Source organism: Afipia sp. GAS231, assembly GCF_900103365.1.
GTDB lineage: Bacteria > Pseudomonadota > Alphaproteobacteria > Rhizobiales > Xanthobacteraceae > Bradyrhizobium.
This window is the reverse complement of record NZ_LT629703.1, coordinates 992094-1007920: the sequence shown is the minus strand read 5'-3', so window position 1 is coordinate 1007920 and position 15827 is coordinate 992094. Positions and strand designations below refer to the sequence as shown.

At 63.4% G+C, this 15827-nt stretch carries 15 protein-coding genes; 8 read left to right on the top strand and 7 right to left on the bottom strand.

The window, feature by feature from the left end; genetic code table 11:
• Positions 1–80 precede the first annotated feature (80 nt).
• Positions 81–1694, top strand: coding sequence for an ABC transporter substrate-binding protein (locus BLS26_RS04775; protein WP_244541842.1), 1614 nt, complete (start codon positions 81–83; stop codon positions 1692–1694).
• A gap of 120 nt (positions 1695–1814) precedes the next feature.
• Here BLS26_RS04775 and BLS26_RS04770 read toward each other — a convergent pair whose 3' ends face one another.
• From BLS26_RS04770 to BLS26_RS04760, 3 genes are all read right to left on the bottom strand, one after another.
• On the bottom strand, positions 1815–2651 hold the full coding sequence (locus BLS26_RS04770) for a transglutaminase family protein (RefSeq protein ID WP_092508890.1): 837 nt from the start codon (positions 2649–2651) through the stop codon (positions 1815–1817).
• 131 nt (positions 2652–2782) lie between these two features.
• Positions 2783–3727 carry an alpha-E domain-containing protein gene (locus BLS26_RS04765; RefSeq protein WP_079587449.1) on the bottom strand — a complete coding sequence of 315 codons (945 nt, stop codon included), beginning with the start codon at positions 3725–3727 and terminating at the stop codon, positions 2783–2785.
• Positions 3728–3729: 2 nt separating this feature from the next.
• Complete coding sequence (locus BLS26_RS04760; RefSeq protein ID WP_092508888.1) at positions 3730–5148, bottom strand: circularly permuted type 2 ATP-grasp protein; 1419 nt, start codon at positions 5146–5148, stop codon at positions 3730–3732.
• 224 nt (positions 5149–5372) lie between these two features.
• Between BLS26_RS04760 and BLS26_RS04755 the strand changes: the two genes are divergently transcribed.
• The 4 genes from BLS26_RS04755 (at position 5373) to BLS26_RS04740 (ending at position 8213) form a co-directional block, all read left to right on the top strand.
• Entirely contained in the window at positions 5373–6113 is a 741-nt protein-coding gene (locus BLS26_RS04755) for a molybdopterin-binding protein (RefSeq protein ID WP_092508886.1), read from the top strand.
• A gap of 90 nt (positions 6114–6203) precedes the next feature.
• Entirely contained in the window at positions 6204–6731 is a 528-nt protein-coding gene (gene gpt / locus BLS26_RS04750) for a xanthine phosphoribosyltransferase (protein ID WP_092517629.1), read from the top strand.
• A 20-nt stretch (positions 6732–6751) separates the two neighbouring features.
• Positions 6752–7579, top strand: a complete 828-nt coding sequence (locus BLS26_RS04745; protein WP_092508884.1) for a class II aldolase/adducin family protein — start codon at positions 6752–6754, stop codon at positions 7577–7579.
• Positions 7580–7586: 7 nt separating this feature from the next.
• Entirely contained in the window at positions 7587–8213 is a 627-nt protein-coding gene (locus tag BLS26_RS04740; RefSeq protein ID WP_092508882.1) for a hypothetical protein, read from the top strand.
• 125 nt (positions 8214–8338) lie between these two features.
• On the opposite strand, the gene BLS26_RS04735 is transcribed toward BLS26_RS04740, so the two are convergent.
• Positions 8339–9361, bottom strand: coding sequence for a methionine synthase (locus BLS26_RS04735; RefSeq protein ID WP_092508880.1), 1023 nt, complete (start codon positions 9359–9361; stop codon positions 8339–8341).
• Between the two features lie 128 nt (positions 9362–9489).
• On the opposite strand from BLS26_RS04735, the gene BLS26_RS04730 reads away from it, so the two are divergent.
• The 3 genes from BLS26_RS04730 to BLS26_RS04720 all read left to right on the top strand — a co-directional run bounded on the left by BLS26_RS04730 (position 9490) and on the right by BLS26_RS04720 (position 11920).
• Positions 9490–10194 carry a glutathione S-transferase N-terminal domain-containing protein gene (locus BLS26_RS04730; RefSeq protein ID WP_092508878.1) on the top strand — a complete coding sequence of 235 codons (705 nt, stop codon included), beginning with the start codon at positions 9490–9492 and terminating at the stop codon, positions 10192–10194.
• Positions 10195–10325: 131 nt separating this feature from the next.
• Complete coding sequence (locus tag BLS26_RS04725) at positions 10326–10946, top strand: 2-hydroxychromene-2-carboxylate isomerase (protein WP_092508876.1); 621 nt, start codon at positions 10326–10328, stop codon at positions 10944–10946.
• The gene (locus BLS26_RS04720; protein ID WP_092508874.1) at positions 10946–11920 is read left to right on the top strand and encodes an NADPH:quinone oxidoreductase family protein; all 975 of its coding nucleotides are present in this window, start codon (positions 10946–10948) and stop codon (positions 11918–11920) included. Before BLS26_RS04725 ends, BLS26_RS04720 begins: the two co-directional genes overlap by 1 nt.
• Before the next feature lie 222 nt (positions 11921–12142).
• Here BLS26_RS04720 and BLS26_RS04715 read toward each other — a convergent pair whose 3' ends face one another.
• From BLS26_RS04715 to BLS26_RS04705, 3 genes are all read right to left on the bottom strand, one after another.
• A complete protein-coding gene (locus tag BLS26_RS04715; RefSeq protein ID WP_092508872.1) occupies positions 12143–13033 on the bottom strand; it encodes a crotonase/enoyl-CoA hydratase family protein in 891 nt (296 codons plus the stop codon).
• 207 nt (positions 13034–13240) lie between these two features.
• Positions 13241–14662, bottom strand: a complete 1422-nt coding sequence (locus tag BLS26_RS04710; RefSeq protein ID WP_092508870.1) for an amidase — start codon at positions 14660–14662, stop codon at positions 13241–13243.
• The gene (locus BLS26_RS04705) at positions 14655–15827 is read right to left on the bottom strand and encodes a M20 aminoacylase family protein (protein ID WP_092508868.1); all 1173 of its coding nucleotides are present in this window, start codon (positions 15825–15827) and stop codon (positions 14655–14657) included. The genes BLS26_RS04710 and BLS26_RS04705 overlap by 8 nt, the downstream gene beginning before the upstream one ends.

Sequence of the window (15827 nt, the reverse complement as noted above, 5' to 3'; positions counted from 1 at the left end):
GCTCCCGAATTGCCTTCGATAGACAGCAGTTCTATAGAAAAAAGCAGCTATAGAAAAAGAAAACTAGTGGGGAGGTTATCGTGCGCGCCAGGAAGTTGCGGGGCCTATTCGTTGTCGCGCCGATTGCGCTATTGTGCATCGCGCTGACCGCCACAACCCCCGCCGCCGCCCAGAAGAAGGGCGGCACGCTGCGGCTCTATCACAACGACAATCCGCCGTCGGCCTCGCTGCTCGAGGAATCGACCATCGCTTCGGTGACGCCGTTTTCCGCGGTCTTCAACAACCTCGTCATCTTCGACTCCACCAAGGTTCACGAAAGCATCGACACCATCATCCCGGATCTGGCGGAAAGCTGGTCGTGGGACCAGACCAACACCAAACTCACCTTCAAACTCAGGCAAGGCGTGAAGTGGCATGACGGCCAGCCGTTCACCGCCAAGGACGTGCAGTGCACGTGGCGGATGCTGATCGGCAAGGGCGACGCCAAGGACTTTCACCGCAACCCGCGCAAGATCTGGTACACGAAACTTCAAGACGTCAGCGTCAACGGCGATTACGAGGCGACCTTCGAATTGAGCGAGCCGCAGCCGAGCCTGCCGGTGCTGCTCGCCAGTGCATTCTCGGCCGTCTATCCCTGTCATGTTCCGCAGCAGGTGATGCGCACCAAGCCGATCGGAACCGGGCCGTTCAAGTTCGTCGAGTTCAAGCGCGGCGATTCGATCCGTCTGGTGCGCAATCCCGATTACTTCAAGAAGGACAGGCCGTATCTGGACGAAATCACGTTCCGGATGATCGACAATCGCGCGACGCGGATGCTGGCGTTTTCGACCGGCGACTATGACATCACCTTTCCCTCAGATGTCAGCGTGCCCCTGATGAACGACATGAAGGCGCGGGCGCCGAAGGCAATCTGCCAGACGATCCAGACCGGGACCCAGATCAACCTGATGGTCAACCGCGTCAACCCGCCGTTCGACAATGCCGACATTCGCAAGGCGATGTCGCTGTCGCTGGATCGCAAGGCGTTCAACACCATCCTGATGGAAGGGACCGGCACGCTGGGCGGCGCGATGCTGGCGAAGCCCGAGGGCGAATGGGGCATGCCGCCGGACATGGTGGCACAGCTCACGGGCTATGGCCCTGACACCGCGAAGAATGTCGCCGAGGCGCAGGCGATCATGCAGAAGCTCGGCTACAGCGACGCCAAGCCGCTGCCGATCAAGATCCAGACCCGCAACCTGCCGAGCTATCGCGATGCCGCCGTCATCGTCGCCGATCAGCTCAAGAAGATCTACATCTCGGGTGAACTCGATATTCTCGATACGCCGCGCTGGTACGCCCGGCTGGCGAAGAAGGACTACACCATCGGCCTCAACGTCACCGGCGTCAGCGTCGACGATCCCGACGGCAATATCGTCGAGAACTATTCGTGCCAGTCGGAGCGCAATTACACCCAGTATTGCAACGCCGACGTGGACAAGCTGTTGGCGGCGCAATCGCGTGAACTGGACCGTGAAAAGCGCAAGAAGCTGGTCTGGGACATCGAGCGCATCCTGGTCGACGACGCGGCGCGCCCGATCATCCTGCACAGCGCCGCCGGCAATTGCTGGCAGCCCTACGTTAGGGGTTACACGCCGCACGACAACAGCCAGTACAATTACGTGCGGTACGAGGACGTGTGGCTGGATAAGTGACGGATTCGTAGGGTGGGCAAAGCGAAGCGTGCCCACCATCCAAGCGTGATTATCGATAGATGGTGGGCACGGCGCGAAGAGCGCCTTTGCCCACCCTACGGCGCAATCACGAGGTGAGACCTACGACTGGCTCTGCCACTGGCCGGAGCGTCCGGCCTGGTCGACCTTGACCGCCACCGTCAACGTTTCCGCGCCGCCGCCATAGCGGGTGCCGCGCACCGGGGCTGCGCCGAGGTAATCCAGCCCGATCGCGACGCGGGCATGGGCGTCGGTGGTGCAGATGGCGTTGGCGGGATCGAACCCGACCCAGCCGAGATTGGGCACGAAGGCTTCCGCCCAGGCGTGCCCGGCCTGCTGGTTCACGGTGCCGTCGGAGCGCAGGAAATGCCCGGACACGAACCGCGCCGGCACGCCGCCGGAGCGGGCGCAGGCGATGAAGATATGCGCATAGTCCTGGCAGACGCCGCGCTTGAGCGTGAAGGCTTCCGCCGCCGAGGTTCCACTGTTGGTCGGATCCTCGTCGAACGTCATGTGCTCGTTGATCTGCACCATCAGCGCATGCAGGAAGCCGAGGATATCGCCGTCGGATTCCGAACGCAGCTCGCGGGCAAACGTCGCCATCGCCGGATTGACTTCCGTCAGTCCGGTCGAGCGCAGGAAGAAGCTCGGCGGAAACCGTTCGTCGGTGCCGCGCAGCACGCCGCCGGTATCGTGGGTTTCGATCAGGCCCTCGACGCGGATGGTGAGGTCGGCGATCGGCCCGTGCGTCAGCACATGGGTGACGTTGCCGAAGGCGTCCTCATGGGTGTCGAGCCGGGAATCGGTCGAGACGTCGACATGCCATTCGGCGACGTACTGCCCGTCATGACTGCCCGGCGTCATGCGCAGAATCTGGATCACGCCGGTGGCCGGCGGCTCGTAGCGATAGCTGGTGGAATGGGCAATTCGCAGACGCATGGCTTGACCAGGATTAGTTGGGATCGTCATGCCCGGCCTTGTGCCGGGCATCCACGCCCTTCTCAAAGCAGACGTGGATGGCCGGGACAAGCCCGGCCATGACGGAATTTCGCAGCCGTAACTATAACTCGTCAGATCAGATATTGCTTGGTGATGATTTCGCCGAGCCGGGCGTTATCGGAAATGAATTCCTGGATGAATTCATGGACGCCGTGCTGGAAGATGTCGTCCATATGGCTGTGTTCGAGCCGGTTGCGGACGCCGCGGGCATGGCGCTGGGAGGCGCCCTGGCGGCCATAGGCGACGCCGATCTGGTCCAGGTTCCGCACCAGGTTGCTGTAGCAGCTCGCCAGCGACCGCGGCAGCGTGTCGTTCAGGATCAGCAAATCGGCGATCAGCCAGGGTTTCAGCGTCTCGCGGTAGACCCAGTGATAGGCCGTCAGCGCCGACACCGAGCGCAGGATCGAGGTCCACTGGTAGTAATCCAGCGGGCCGCCGACATGTTCTTCCTCGGGCAACAGCACGTGATACTTGACGTCGAGAATGCGGGCGGTGTTGTCGGCGCGCTCCAAGTGCAGGCCGAGCCGCGAGAACCAGTAGGCGTCGTTGCGCAGCATGGTCCGGTAGGCCGAACCGTCGAACCGCAGCGAGGTTTCCTGCACGAAGCGCAGGAACTTTGCCAGTTCCTCGCGGGTCGAGGTTCCCTTGCCCCAGACTTCCTGCAGTTCGATCCAGGCCGAGTTGATGGTGTCCCACATCTCGCTGGTTAGCGCGGTACGGACCGAGCGCGAATTGAGCCGGGCGGCCTCGATGCAGTTTTTGATCGAGGAGGGATTCGACGGCGAGAACGCCAGATACTCGACGACGTTCTGCTCGTTGGCTTCCTGATAGGCCTCATAGAAGCTGGCGCTGACGCCGGCGGTCAGAAGCGCGGAGTCCCACTCGTTGGTTTTGCCGATATAGGCGGCGGGCAGCGCAGTAACGCGTAACGTCGCGTCGATGGTGCGCGCGAGATATTCCGCCCGTTCGACATAACGGGCCAGCCAGTACAGGTTTTCGGCGGTGCGCGACAGCATCTCTATTCGTCCAGTATCCAGGTGTCCTTGGTGCCGCCGCCCTGGCTCGAATTGACCACCAGCGAGCCTTCCTTCAGCGCGACGCGTGTCAGCCCGCCCGGCACGATGGTGACGTGATCGCGGCCGGTCAGCACGAACGGCCTGAGATCGACGTGACGCGGCGCAAGGCCGGAAGCCGTGCAGGTCGGGCAGGTCGACAACGCCAGCGTCGGCTGGGCGATGAAACCTTCGGGCTCGCGCTTGAGCTTGTCGCGGAACGCTTCGATCGTGGCTTTGGTCGCGGCGGGGCCGATCAGCATGCCGTAGCCGCCGGAGCCGTGCACTTCCTTGACGACGAGTTCGCCGAGGTTATCGAGCACGTAGGACAGGTCCTTCGGCTCGCGGCAACGCCAGGTCTGCACGTTCTTCAGGATCGGCTCTTCGGCGAGATAGAATTTCACGATCTCCGGCATGTAGGAATAGATCGCCTTGTCGTCGGCGATGCCGGTGCCGACCGCGTTCGCCAGCGTGATGTTGCCGGCCGCATAGGCCGACATCAGGCCGGGGACGCCGAGCGCCGAATCCGGACGGAAGGTTAAGGGGTCGAGGAAGTCGTCATCGACGCGGCGATAGATCACGTCGACGCGCTTGAGGCCTTCGGTGGTGCGCATGAACACCTCATCGTTCTTGACGATGAGGTCGCGGCCCTCGACCAGTTCGATGCCGAGCTTGTCGGCCAAAAACGAGTGTTCGTAATAGGCGGAGTTGTAGACGCCGGGCGTCATCAGCGCGACCGTCGGTTCCGCCGAGGCCGAGAGCGGCGCCACGGAGCGCAACGCCGACAGCAGTTCGTCGGGATATTTTTCCACTGGCGCCACGCGGTGGCGGGCGAACAGGTCCGGGAACAGCCGCATCATGATTTCGCGGTTTTCCAGCATGTACGACACACCCGAAGGCGTCCGCGCATTGTCCTCCAGCACGATGAAATCGTTGGCGTCGGTTCTGACGATGTCGATCCCGGCGATATGGACATAGACGTCGTGCGGGACGGCCTGGCCGTTCATCTCGGGCCGGAACACCGGGTTCTGGAAGATCAGATCGTCCGGAATGATGTTGGCGCGCAGGATGTCGCGGCCGTGATAAATGTCGCGCAGGAACATGTTGAGCGCGCGGACCCGCTGCTTCAGGCCCTTTTCCAGCAAGGTCCATTCCTTGGCCGAAAAGATCCGCGGGATCACGTCGAACGGGATCAGCCGCTCCTGGGCCTCGGCATCGCCGTAGACCGCAAAGGTGATCCCGATCCGGCGGAACAGCAGTTCCGCTTCCTGGCGGCGATACTCCAGGGCGTCGGGGGGCGTCTCCTTCAGCCAGCGGGAGAGTTCGTGGTAGGCCGAGCGGAGGTCGCCGCCCGGCAGGTTCATTTCATCAAACGCGACTGCCATAAATCCTGACTATCTCTGGAAGCCATACGACACAGTGCATGACTTGACGGGATGGTAGCAAGGGCCGGGCCAGCGCGATATGCATTGGCTGGCGGCATTTGGTATGGGTAGTTCGCCGTGCTGCCCTAAAATCAGGCTGCCGGGTGCTTATTTCGGCAGCAAACCCCCGTGACTTCAATGCGTTGCTTGCGCAATGTCGACGGGGACAGGTGGGGAAGAGAAACATGAGTGAGATCGTCACGGCGGGAATTCTGGTCATTGGTGACGAGATCCTGTCCGGCCGGACCAAGGACAAGAACATCGGCTTTATCGCCGAATACCTGACCAATATCGGCATCGACCTCAAGGAAGTCCGCGTCGTCGCCGATGAGGAGGCCGACATCATCGCCGCCCTTGATGCACTGCGGCATCGCTACAATTACGTCTTTACCACCGGCGGCATCGGCCCGACCCATGACGACATCACCGCCGACAGCGTCGCCAAGGCGTTCGGAGTCGGCATCGATCATCATCCCGAGGTGGTGGCGCGGTTTCGGGAGCGCTGGACCGAGCAGGACCTCAACGAGGCGCGGCTGCGCATGGCCCGCGTTCCCGATGGCGCCGAGCTGATCCAGAGCGCGACCATTTTGGCGCCGGGCTTCAAGCTCGGCAATGTCATCGTGATGGCCGGCATCCCCACCATCATGCAGGCGATGATGGACATCGTGGCGCCGAAGCTGAAGTCGGGCGTGCGGATGCTGTCGGACACGGTTCGCGCCGACGCGCGGGAAGGCGACATCGGCGGCCCGCTGCGGGACATCGCCAACGCCCATCCCGACACCATCATCGGCAGCTATCCGTTCCAGGACGAGGACAAGAAGCCGAACACCAATTTGGTCGTCCGTTCGCGTGATCCGGAAAAGCTGGCGGCTGCGATGGCCGCGGTGAAGGAAATGCTGGCGGCGATCCACGCGGCCGCCCGCTAGGCCATAGCGTTTTCGAGCGAAGTGGGTACCGCTTCGCGTCAAGAAAACGCGTCAAATAAAAGCTAAGAGTTCGATATGCAGGAGAAGACGATGGCGCCGGATGCACCAACACTCAGCTCGCAGGAGCGCGCCGGCAAGGCCTTTCCGGTGTCGTGGGACCAGTTCCACCGGGATTGCCGGGCGCTGACCTGGCGGCTCAACGAGGTCGGGCCGTTTCACGCGGTCATTGCCATCACCCGCGGTGGCCTGGTGCCGGCCGCGATCGTGGCGCGCGAACTCGGCGTCCGCGTGATCGATACCGTCTGCATCGCGAGCTACGATCACGACAAGCAGGGCGAGCTTCAGGTGCTGAAGGGTGTTTCCGCCGACACCGCCAAGCTCGGCGGTGGCACCGGCAAGGGGCTCTTGATTGTCGACGACCTCGTCGATACCGGCAAGACCGGCCGGCTGGTCCGCGACATGATGCCGGACGCGCACTTCGCCACCGTCTACGCCAAGCCGAAAGGCCGTCCGCTGGTCGATACCTACATCACCGAAGTGTCGCAGGACACCTGGATCTTCTTTCCCTGGGATACCGCGCTGTCGTTCCAGCCGCCGATCCGCGACGGGGCGGCATAACCCTGGATGGAGTGACGGCGATGGCTTGCGCGCGAACAGGGTGGTCAGCCTTCCTTCACGCCGGACTTGGCCTTTGTGTTCTCGTCGTTGCGTTGGCCGGGACCTCTGCCCAGGCCCAGACCAATTCGATTCCAGGCGCCGATGCAGCCTTGCTCGACGACATCGTGACCGGCAGCCGTGTCCTCGCCGACTTCGGCGTGCTCGACGGTTTTGGCCATGTCAGTGCGCGCCATCCAACGAAAACCAATCACTTCCTGATGTCGCGATCGCTCTCGCCGGCGCTCGTCACCGCCGACGACATCATGGAATTCGACCTCGACGGCAATGCCGTGGACGCGCGCGGACGCACCCTGTTTCTCGAGCGCTTCATCCACAGCGAGATCTACCGGGCGCGGCCTGATGTCATGTCCGTCGTCCATACCCATTCACCGGGCGTCATTCCCTACACGATCAGCCAGGTCCCGTTGCGGGCGGTGTTCCACAACGCGGCGTTCCTGGCGGCCAGCGCTCCGCTATGGGACATCCGCAAGGATTTCGGCGAGACCGACATGCTGGTCCGCAATGCGGCGATCGGCAAGGATCTGGCGTTGACGCTCGCAGACAAACCTGTGGTGTTGATGCGCGGCCATGGCGACGTGACGGTTGGACCGTCGGTCAAGCTGGCGGTGTTCCGCGCCTATTACACCGACGTCAATGCGCGGCTGCAGTCGCAGGCGATCGCGCTTGGCGGCGAGCCGAACTACCTGACGCCGGGCGAGGGCGCCAAGGCGGATACGGTCAATCTGGCCATCATCGACCGCATCTGGAACCTGTGGAAGATGCGCGTCGCGACGACGCTGGCAAAATAGTTCAGCCATGCCGCTGCAAAACCGCGTCACCCCCACCGGCGACATCGTCGCCGATCCCAATCGCGGCATCTTCACCGGCAATCGCGGCATCATCCACGATCCCGCGACCAAGACGCTGCTGAAAAAGCGCTGGTCGAGTCCGGCCTGGCTCACCTGCGTCTGCGAATTCCGCGGCTGGCGGCGCAAGGTGATGGGCGGCCGGAGCTGGACCGAACTTTTCTTCCTCGACGAAGCGACCGCGTTCGCGGCCGGCCATCGGCCCTGTTTCTTCTGCCGCCGCGACGACGCCAACCGCTTTCGCGCCGCGTGGGAACGGGGCAACGGCGTGACGGATGTACGCGCGAAAGAGATGGATGCGGTGCTGCATCGCGAGCGGCTGGCGAGGGCCAAGAAGCGGCTGCATCCACTGCCGGTACCGCTTGCGGAATTGCCCGACGGCGCGATGGTGCAGGTGGGAGCCGAGAGTTTTCTCATTCTACGGGGCAGGGCGCTGGTGTGGTCGATGGCCGGCTATCGCGAGGCCGATACCACGATCAAGGATGCGATGTTGTTGACGCCGCCGTCGACGCTACGGGCAATATCGGCGGGCTATCGGCCGGTGCTGCATCCGAGTGCGGCGGAGCCGATCGCGTAAGGTACGACGGCCCTATGATCCGTCATGCCCGGGCTTGACCCGGGCATCCACGACTTTCTTTAAGCGGCTGACCAAGACGTGGATGGCCGGGACAAGCCCGGCCATGACGGCGACATCGGTGACCTTTACCCCAACCTCTCCCGTGCCAGTTTCGCGCCCGCACCCAGCGCCATCAGTTTCGCCTCCGCGATATCCCGCCGCATCGGCGCCATACCGCAGTTCGTCGTCGCGACGATATTGCTCTTCGGCACGAATTTCGACACCGCGTCGATCACGGCAACCACATCCTCCGCGGTCTCGACCGTGTCGCTGGCGACGTCGATGACGCCGGCCTGGACGATCTTGCCGGTCAAGAGCCCGAGCAGATCCAGCGGCACCTTCGAATTGCGGCATTCGATCGCGACCTGCTGAATCGGGCTCTTGGCGATGGCCGGAAAAATATCCTCGTACTGCCGCCACTCCTTGCCGAGCGTTTGCTTCCAGTCGGTATTGGCCTTGATGCCATAGCCGTAACAGATGTGCACGGCGGTGGCGCAGGTCAGCCCCTCGGCGGCGCGTTCCAGGGCCTTGATGCCCCAGTCGGAGACCTCGTCCATGTAGACGTTGAAGGCGGGTTCGTCGAACTGGATCACGTCGACGCCGTCGGCCTGCAACGCCTTGGCTTCCTGGTTCAGCAGCTCGGCAAAGGCGAACGCCATCTTGACCCGGTCGCCGTAATATTTGTCGGCGATGGTGTCGATGATGGTCATTGGGCCGGGCAGGGTGAATTTCAGTTTGTTTTTGGTGTGGGTGCGGGCGACGCGGGCCTCGTCGGCATGGACGCGGCCCTTCAAGGTCAGCGGCGCCACCACCTGTGGCACCATCGCCTTGTAGCGGTCTTTACGGATTCCCATCTCGACCTTGTGGGCGAAATCGATGCCCTCGATCTTCTCCAGAAAGCCGTGGACGAAATGCTGGCGGGCCTGCTCGCCCTCGGTGACGATATCGACGCCGGCATCCTCCTGGAGCTTCACCGCCAGCATGGTGGCGTCGCGCTTGGCGCGGGCGAGCTCATCGCCTTTGGACTTCCAGGGCGCCCACAGCGTATTGGGCTCGGCCAGCCATTCCGGCTTCGGCAGCGATCCGGCGATGGTGGTTGGAAACAGCATGACGGCCTCCCGGCAGGTTTTGATTGTCTGATTGAGCGCCTGTCTGCCATGTCTTATGATCGCCGTACAGAACAACAAAAGTCGCCGTCACCCGGGAATAAATCCGAGGTGCCGGCATTGAGGGAGCCATGATCGACTTGCACTACGCGCCGACGCCGAACGGCTGGAAAATCTCGATCATGCTGGAGGAACTCGGGCTTCCCTACACCGTCATTCCCGTCAACATCCGCGCCGGCGAGCAGTTTCGCCCCGAGTTTCTGGCGATCAGCCCCAACAACCGGATTCCCGCAATTGTCGATCATGCGCCGGCCGATGGCGGCGGACCGTTTTCGGTGTTCGAGACCGGCGCGATCCTGATCTACCTCGCCGAAAAGAGCGGCCGCTTTCTGCCTTCCGACCTGCGCGGCCGCTCGCAGGCTTTGCAGTGGGTGATGTGGCAGATGGGCGGGCTCGGGCCGATGCTGGGCCAGCACGGCCATTTCGCGCTCTATGCGGCTGAGAAAATTCCCTACGCGATCGAGCGCTATCGCGACGAAGCGGCCCGGCTCTACCGCGTGCTCGACACGCAATTGGGCAAGACCGGGGCCTATGTCGCGGGCCCGGATTATTCGATCGCCGACATCGCCTGCTTTCCCTGGACCATGACCCACAAGGCGCAAGGCTTTACGCTCGACGATTACCCGAACATCAAGCGCTGGTACGCCGTGGTGCGCGCCCGGCCGCAGGTGCAGGCCGGGCTCGCGATCGGCAAGTTCGTGAAGGAGCCGTTCGACGAGGAGGCGCGGAAGAATATGTTCGGCCAGGCCGCGAAGGAGATGGCGGGGAAATCATAGGTTGCCACACCCGTCATTGCGAGGAGCGCAGCGACGAAGCAATCCAGTCTTTCTTTGCGCGGCAGATGGATTGCTTCGCTTCGCTCGCAATGACGGCAGAGAAATGCACGTCACAATAATAGGGAAACGCCATGATCGAATTCTTCTTCGACTGTTCCAGCCCCTGGACCTATCTCGCCTTCCACAACATCCAGCCGCTGGCGAAAGAGCTCGGCGTCGATATCAGCTGGCGGCCGATCCTGGTCGGCGGCATCTTCAATACCGTCAACCCCAGCGTCTATGCGCAGCGCGAGACGCCGGTGCCGCTGAAGGCGCGCTACATGAAGAAGGACCTTGCCGACTGGGCGCGCTCCGCCGGGCTTGCGATCAAGATGCCGCCGACGGTGTTTCCGGTGAACAGCGTCAAGGCGATGCGCGGCTGCATCTGGCTTGGCAAAGAATCGGGCGAGCAGATGGTGCCGTTCGCGCGCGCGGTGTTTGAGACCTATTGGGGCGGCGACAAGGACATCTCGCAGGATTCGGTGCTGACGGAGGTCTGCAAGAAGGCCGGCGTCGACCACGTCAAATTCTTCGAAGGCATCGGCCAGCAGGCCATCAAAGACCAGCTCAAGACCAATACCGATGAGGTGATGGCACGCGGCGGTTTTGGTTCGCCGACGATTTTCGTCGGAAAGACCGACATGTACTTCGGCAACGACCGGATGCCGCTGATCCGCGAAGCCGTGTTGCGCGTGCAAGAGAAAGCCGCCTGATGCCGAAAGCCGTCGTATGCCGCGAGCTCGGCCCGCCCGAGAGCCTGCGCCTGGAAACCTTTGCCTCCGTGCCTTTGTCGCCGGGGCAGGTGCTCGTTGCCGTTCGCGCCGCCGGGATCAATTTTCCTGACGTGCTGATGGCGGCGGGCGAATACCAGCTCAAGCCGCCGCTGCCGTTTACGCCGGGCGTGGAAGCCGCTGGCGACGTCGTCGAGGTCAACGCGGCCGATGGCATAGCTGTCGGCGACAAGGTCATCGTCAAGATGCGCCACGGCGCCTATTGCGACGAGGCCGTCGCCACGCCGTCGCAACTGGTGCCGCTGCCTTCTACCTTTGACTACGCCGAAGGCGCGACGTTTCTCGCCGGCCATGGTACGGCCTATCACGCGCTGATCGACCGTGGCCAGCTTCGGCCAGGCGAGGTGCTGCTGGTGCATGGCGCCGCCGGCGGCGTCGGTCTTGCGGCGGTCGAGATTGGCAAGATGCTCGGCGCCACCGTGATCGCGACCGCGTCCGGTGACGACAAGCTTGCGGTGGCCAAGGCGAAGGGCGCCGATCATCTCATCCGCTACGACCGCGAACCGTTTCGCGACGCCGTCAAGCGCATCACCGACGGGCGAGGGGCGGACGTGGTGTTCGATCCCGTCGGCGGCGAGGTGTTCGAGAACAGCATGCGCTGTATCAACTGGGGCGCGCGGCTGTTGATCATCGGCTTCACCGGCGGCATCGGTCTTGCGAAGACCAATCTGTTGATGATCAAGGGTGCCAGCGTGCTCGGCGTCCGCGCCGGCGAAGCCGTGCGGAAAAATCCCACGCTCGGCGAAGTCAGGATCAAGGCGCTGACAGAATGGGCGGAGGCCGGAAAGATCCGTCCCAACATCTCGCATCGTTTGCCGCTGGAAGACTACGCCCGCGCGATGCGGCTATTGACCGACCGCAAGGCGATCGGGCGGGTGGCGCTGACGATGGGGTGAGGGGAGCGTAGGGTGGGCAAAGCGAAGCGTGCCCACCATCACCATCGTCGCGCGAACGTGGTGGGCACGGCGCAAGGGCGCCTTTGCCCACCTACGGTTCGCTATCCGTTATTGCGAGCGAAGCGAAGCAATCCATCGCGCCACAAAGAAAGAATGGATTGCTTCGTCGCTTCGCTCCTCGCAATGACGTTTAACGGGCGCCCCGGGATGACCGCTTCGCGGTCACTTATACCCGCGCTCGTCCCACCACGGGAAATAGTCGGGCATGTTGGCCGACACCTTGTCCTTGAACTGCGCCGGGCGTTTTTCCAGGAACGAGACCACGCCTTCCTTGACGTCGTCGGAGCGGCCGCGGGCGTAGATGCCGCGGCTGTCGACCTTGTGGGCTTCCATCGGATCGTCGGCGCCCATCATTCGCCACATCATCTGCCGGATCAGCGCGACCGACACCGGCGCGGTCTTGGCGGCGAATTCTTTCGCCAGCGCCCGCGCGGTCGGCAGCAGATCGTCAGGGGGCACCACCTTGCTGACGAGGCGGCCGGCGAGCGCCTCCTGCGCCGGGAATACGCGGCCGGAATAACACCATTCCAGCGCCTGCGAGATGCCGACGATGCGCGGCAGGAACCAACTCGATGCAGCTTCCGGCACGATGCCGCGCTGGGAGAACACGAAGCCGAAGCGCGCGGCCTCGGACGCAATGCGGATATCCATCGCGAGCTGCATGGTGACGCCGATGCCGACCGCAGGTCCGTTGACGGCCGCGATGACAGGCTTCAGGCATTTGAAGATGCGCAGCGTCACCTGGCCGCCGCCGTCGCGCACCTGCGGATCGCTGTAGTCGACGCTGCCATCGGCAAGCCGCTTCACCGGCCCGCGCCGGGCGTCGCGGTCAAAGGTGTTGGCGCCCGAGGAAAGGTCGGCGCCGGCGCAGAAGCCGCGCCCCGCACCGGTGACGATGATGGCGCGGACGTTGTCGTCCTTGTCGGCGGCGTCGAACGCGTCGATCAATTCCTGCTGCATGGTGCCGTTGAAGGCGTTGAGCTTGTCGGGGCGATTCAGCGTGATGGTGAGAATCTGATCCTCGACCTCGTATTTGATCGTCTCATACGCCATGGGGTGTTCCATCCTTTTGTTTTGATTTGTTTAGCGCGTCATTCCGGGGCGCGCCACCCGAACTCGGGTATACCCGAGTTCGGCAAATATCAGAGTCCAAGTCGGCTATAGCCGACTTGGACGGCGCGAACCCGGAATCTCGATCGAATTGTCGCAAGGAGATTCCGGGTTCGGCGCTTCGCGTCGCCCCGGAATGACGAAAGAGAATTATTTCTTCGGCGGGTTCGGCCACGGCTTTTGCGGGCCGCGCAGGCCTTCGAACGTCTTGGCCAGGCCGAGCACGCCGAGATCGTCAAAGCGTTTTCCGACGATCTGCACGCCGATCGGAAAACCCTTTTTGTCGTAACCGCCATTGATCGAGGCGGCCGGGTTCTCCGACATGTTCCACGGCACTGTGTAGGCGATGTGCTCGAACGGTTTGAGGGGATCGTTGAGCGGGGCGGCGAATTCGGCCGGAAAGTTCACCACCGGCGATACCGGCGAGATCACGTAGTCGACCTCGCAGAACAGTTTGGCCGCAGCAGCCCTGATCGCCATGGTGGCATTAAAGCCCCTGACAACGTCGACGCCACTGAGTTTTGCGCCGGACTCGGCCCATTGGTAGATATAGGGCAGCGCCTTGCTGCGCTGTTCGGATGGCAGCAGCGAGAGATCCGACCACATCCGCGCGCGCCAGAAATGGTCGAGCCCGTCGAGCATCTCGCGGGTCAGGATGCCATCGACTTCGGTGAGGACGGCGCCGGTGGATTCAAACGCCTTCGCGGCCTTGATGGCGACGTCGCGGACGTCCTTCTCCAGCGCCTGGCCGGTACCGGCATCGAGCATCAGGCCGATGCGCAGCTTGCGCGGCGATTTATCCAGCGCCTTCCAGTTGATCTCGTGCGCGGGCAGGCTCATGCCGTCGCGCCGGTCCGGCCGCGACAGCACGCTCATCATCAGCGCGGCATCGTCGACGGTACGGGTCATCGGCCCGGCGACGCGGCCGACATAGGGCGGATCGACGGGCACGCGCCCGAGGCTTGGCTTTAGCGCGAACAGACCGTTCCAGCATGCCGGCAGCCGTACCGAGCCGCCGATGTCGGTGCCGAGATGCAGCGGACCGTAACCGGCAGCAGCCGCGGCGCCCGCGCCGGCAGAAGACCCGCCGGGATTCTTGCTGACGTCCCAGGGGTTGCGGGTGAGGGGATGGAAACTGGAAAGTCCCGACGACAGCATGCCGTAATCCGGCATCGTGGTCTTGGAGAAGATGATGGCGCCGGCCTCGCGCAGCCGCGCGGCGGGCGGCGCGTCCTTCGGCGCAGGCGTCAGCGGCATGCTGGCGGCGCCGAGCGGCACCGGCTGGCCTTTGGTGGCGATATTGTCCTTGATCGTGACCGGTACGCCGTCGAGCGTGCCCACCGGCTCGCCCTTGTTCCAGCGTTCGGTCGACGCCGTGGCGACGGCGCGGGCACCTTCGGGATCGAACAGATAGAGCGCATGGATGTGCGGCTCCCACGCCGCGACATGCGCCAGGACTTCTTCCAGCACTTCGGAGGGCGAGAACTGCTTGGCGCGATAACCGGCAATCAGGTCGACGGCGCTGAGGTCATGCAGCGACGTAACCGCTTCCTCAGGCGCCGGTTTATGCATGGGACCCTACCGGCAGGCGGGTTTCGATGATGCGCGCAAACATGCTGGCGCCGATCGGCAGGATTTTGTCATCGAGCACATAACCGGGATTGTGCACGGGCACCGAACCTTCATGGCCGACCCAGAAATAGGCGCCGGGCACCGCTTGCATCATGTCGGCGAAATCCTCGCTGCCCATCTTCGGCTGCGAGCGGGTGATGACGTTGGCGGGATCGACGATGGTTCGCGCAACCGCCTCTACCACGCGCGACTGTTCTTCCTCGTTGACCAGCACGCTAAAAGTGTCGCGGATGTCGGCCGTGATTTCGCACTGGAAGGTTGCGGCGATGCCGGCGCAAATCGCGCGCATGCGCTCGCGGATCAGCGCGCGGGTGCCGTCGTCGAACGCGCGCACCGTGCCGCACAGCCTGGCGTCGCCGGGAATGACGTTATAGGCCGAGCCGGCATGGATCTGGGTGATCGAGAGCACGGCGGCGTGCAACGGATCGACGTTGCGGCTGACGATGGTCTGCAGCGCCTGTGCCAGCGTGGTCGCGATCACCACCGCGTCCTTGGAGCGCTCCGGCATCGCGCCATGCGCGCCATAGCCCTGGATCACGATGTCGAAGAAGTCGGCGCCCGCCATCGCCGGTCCCGGCAGGATCGCGATCTCGCCATGGTTGAGGTCCGGCGCATTGTGCAGGCCGTAGACCTCGTCGCAGGGAAACTTCTGGAACAGGCCGTCCTTGATCATCGCCCGGGCGCCGCCGAGGCCTTCTTCGGCGGGCTGGAAGATGAAGTGCACGGTGCCGTCGAAATTCTTGGTCTCGGCCAGATAGCGTGCGGTGCCGAGCAGCATGGTGGTGTGGCCGTCATGGCCGCAGCCGTGGAAGCGGCCGGGAATGGTCGAGCGCCATTTCAGGTTGGTGTTTTCTTCCATCGGCAGCGCGTCCATGTCGGCACGCAGCCCGATCCGCTTGGTGCCGGATCCCTTGCCCTTCAGCACGCCGATCACGCCGGTGCCGCCGAGCCCGCGATGCACCTCGATGCCCCACTGCGTCAGCTTGTCGGCAACGATGCCGGAAGTGCGCACTTCCTCAAAGCCGATCTCGGGATGGGCATGCAGGTCGCGGCGGATCGCGGTGAGTTCCTCGGCATAGCCGTCGATGCGTTCGATGGTGGGCAT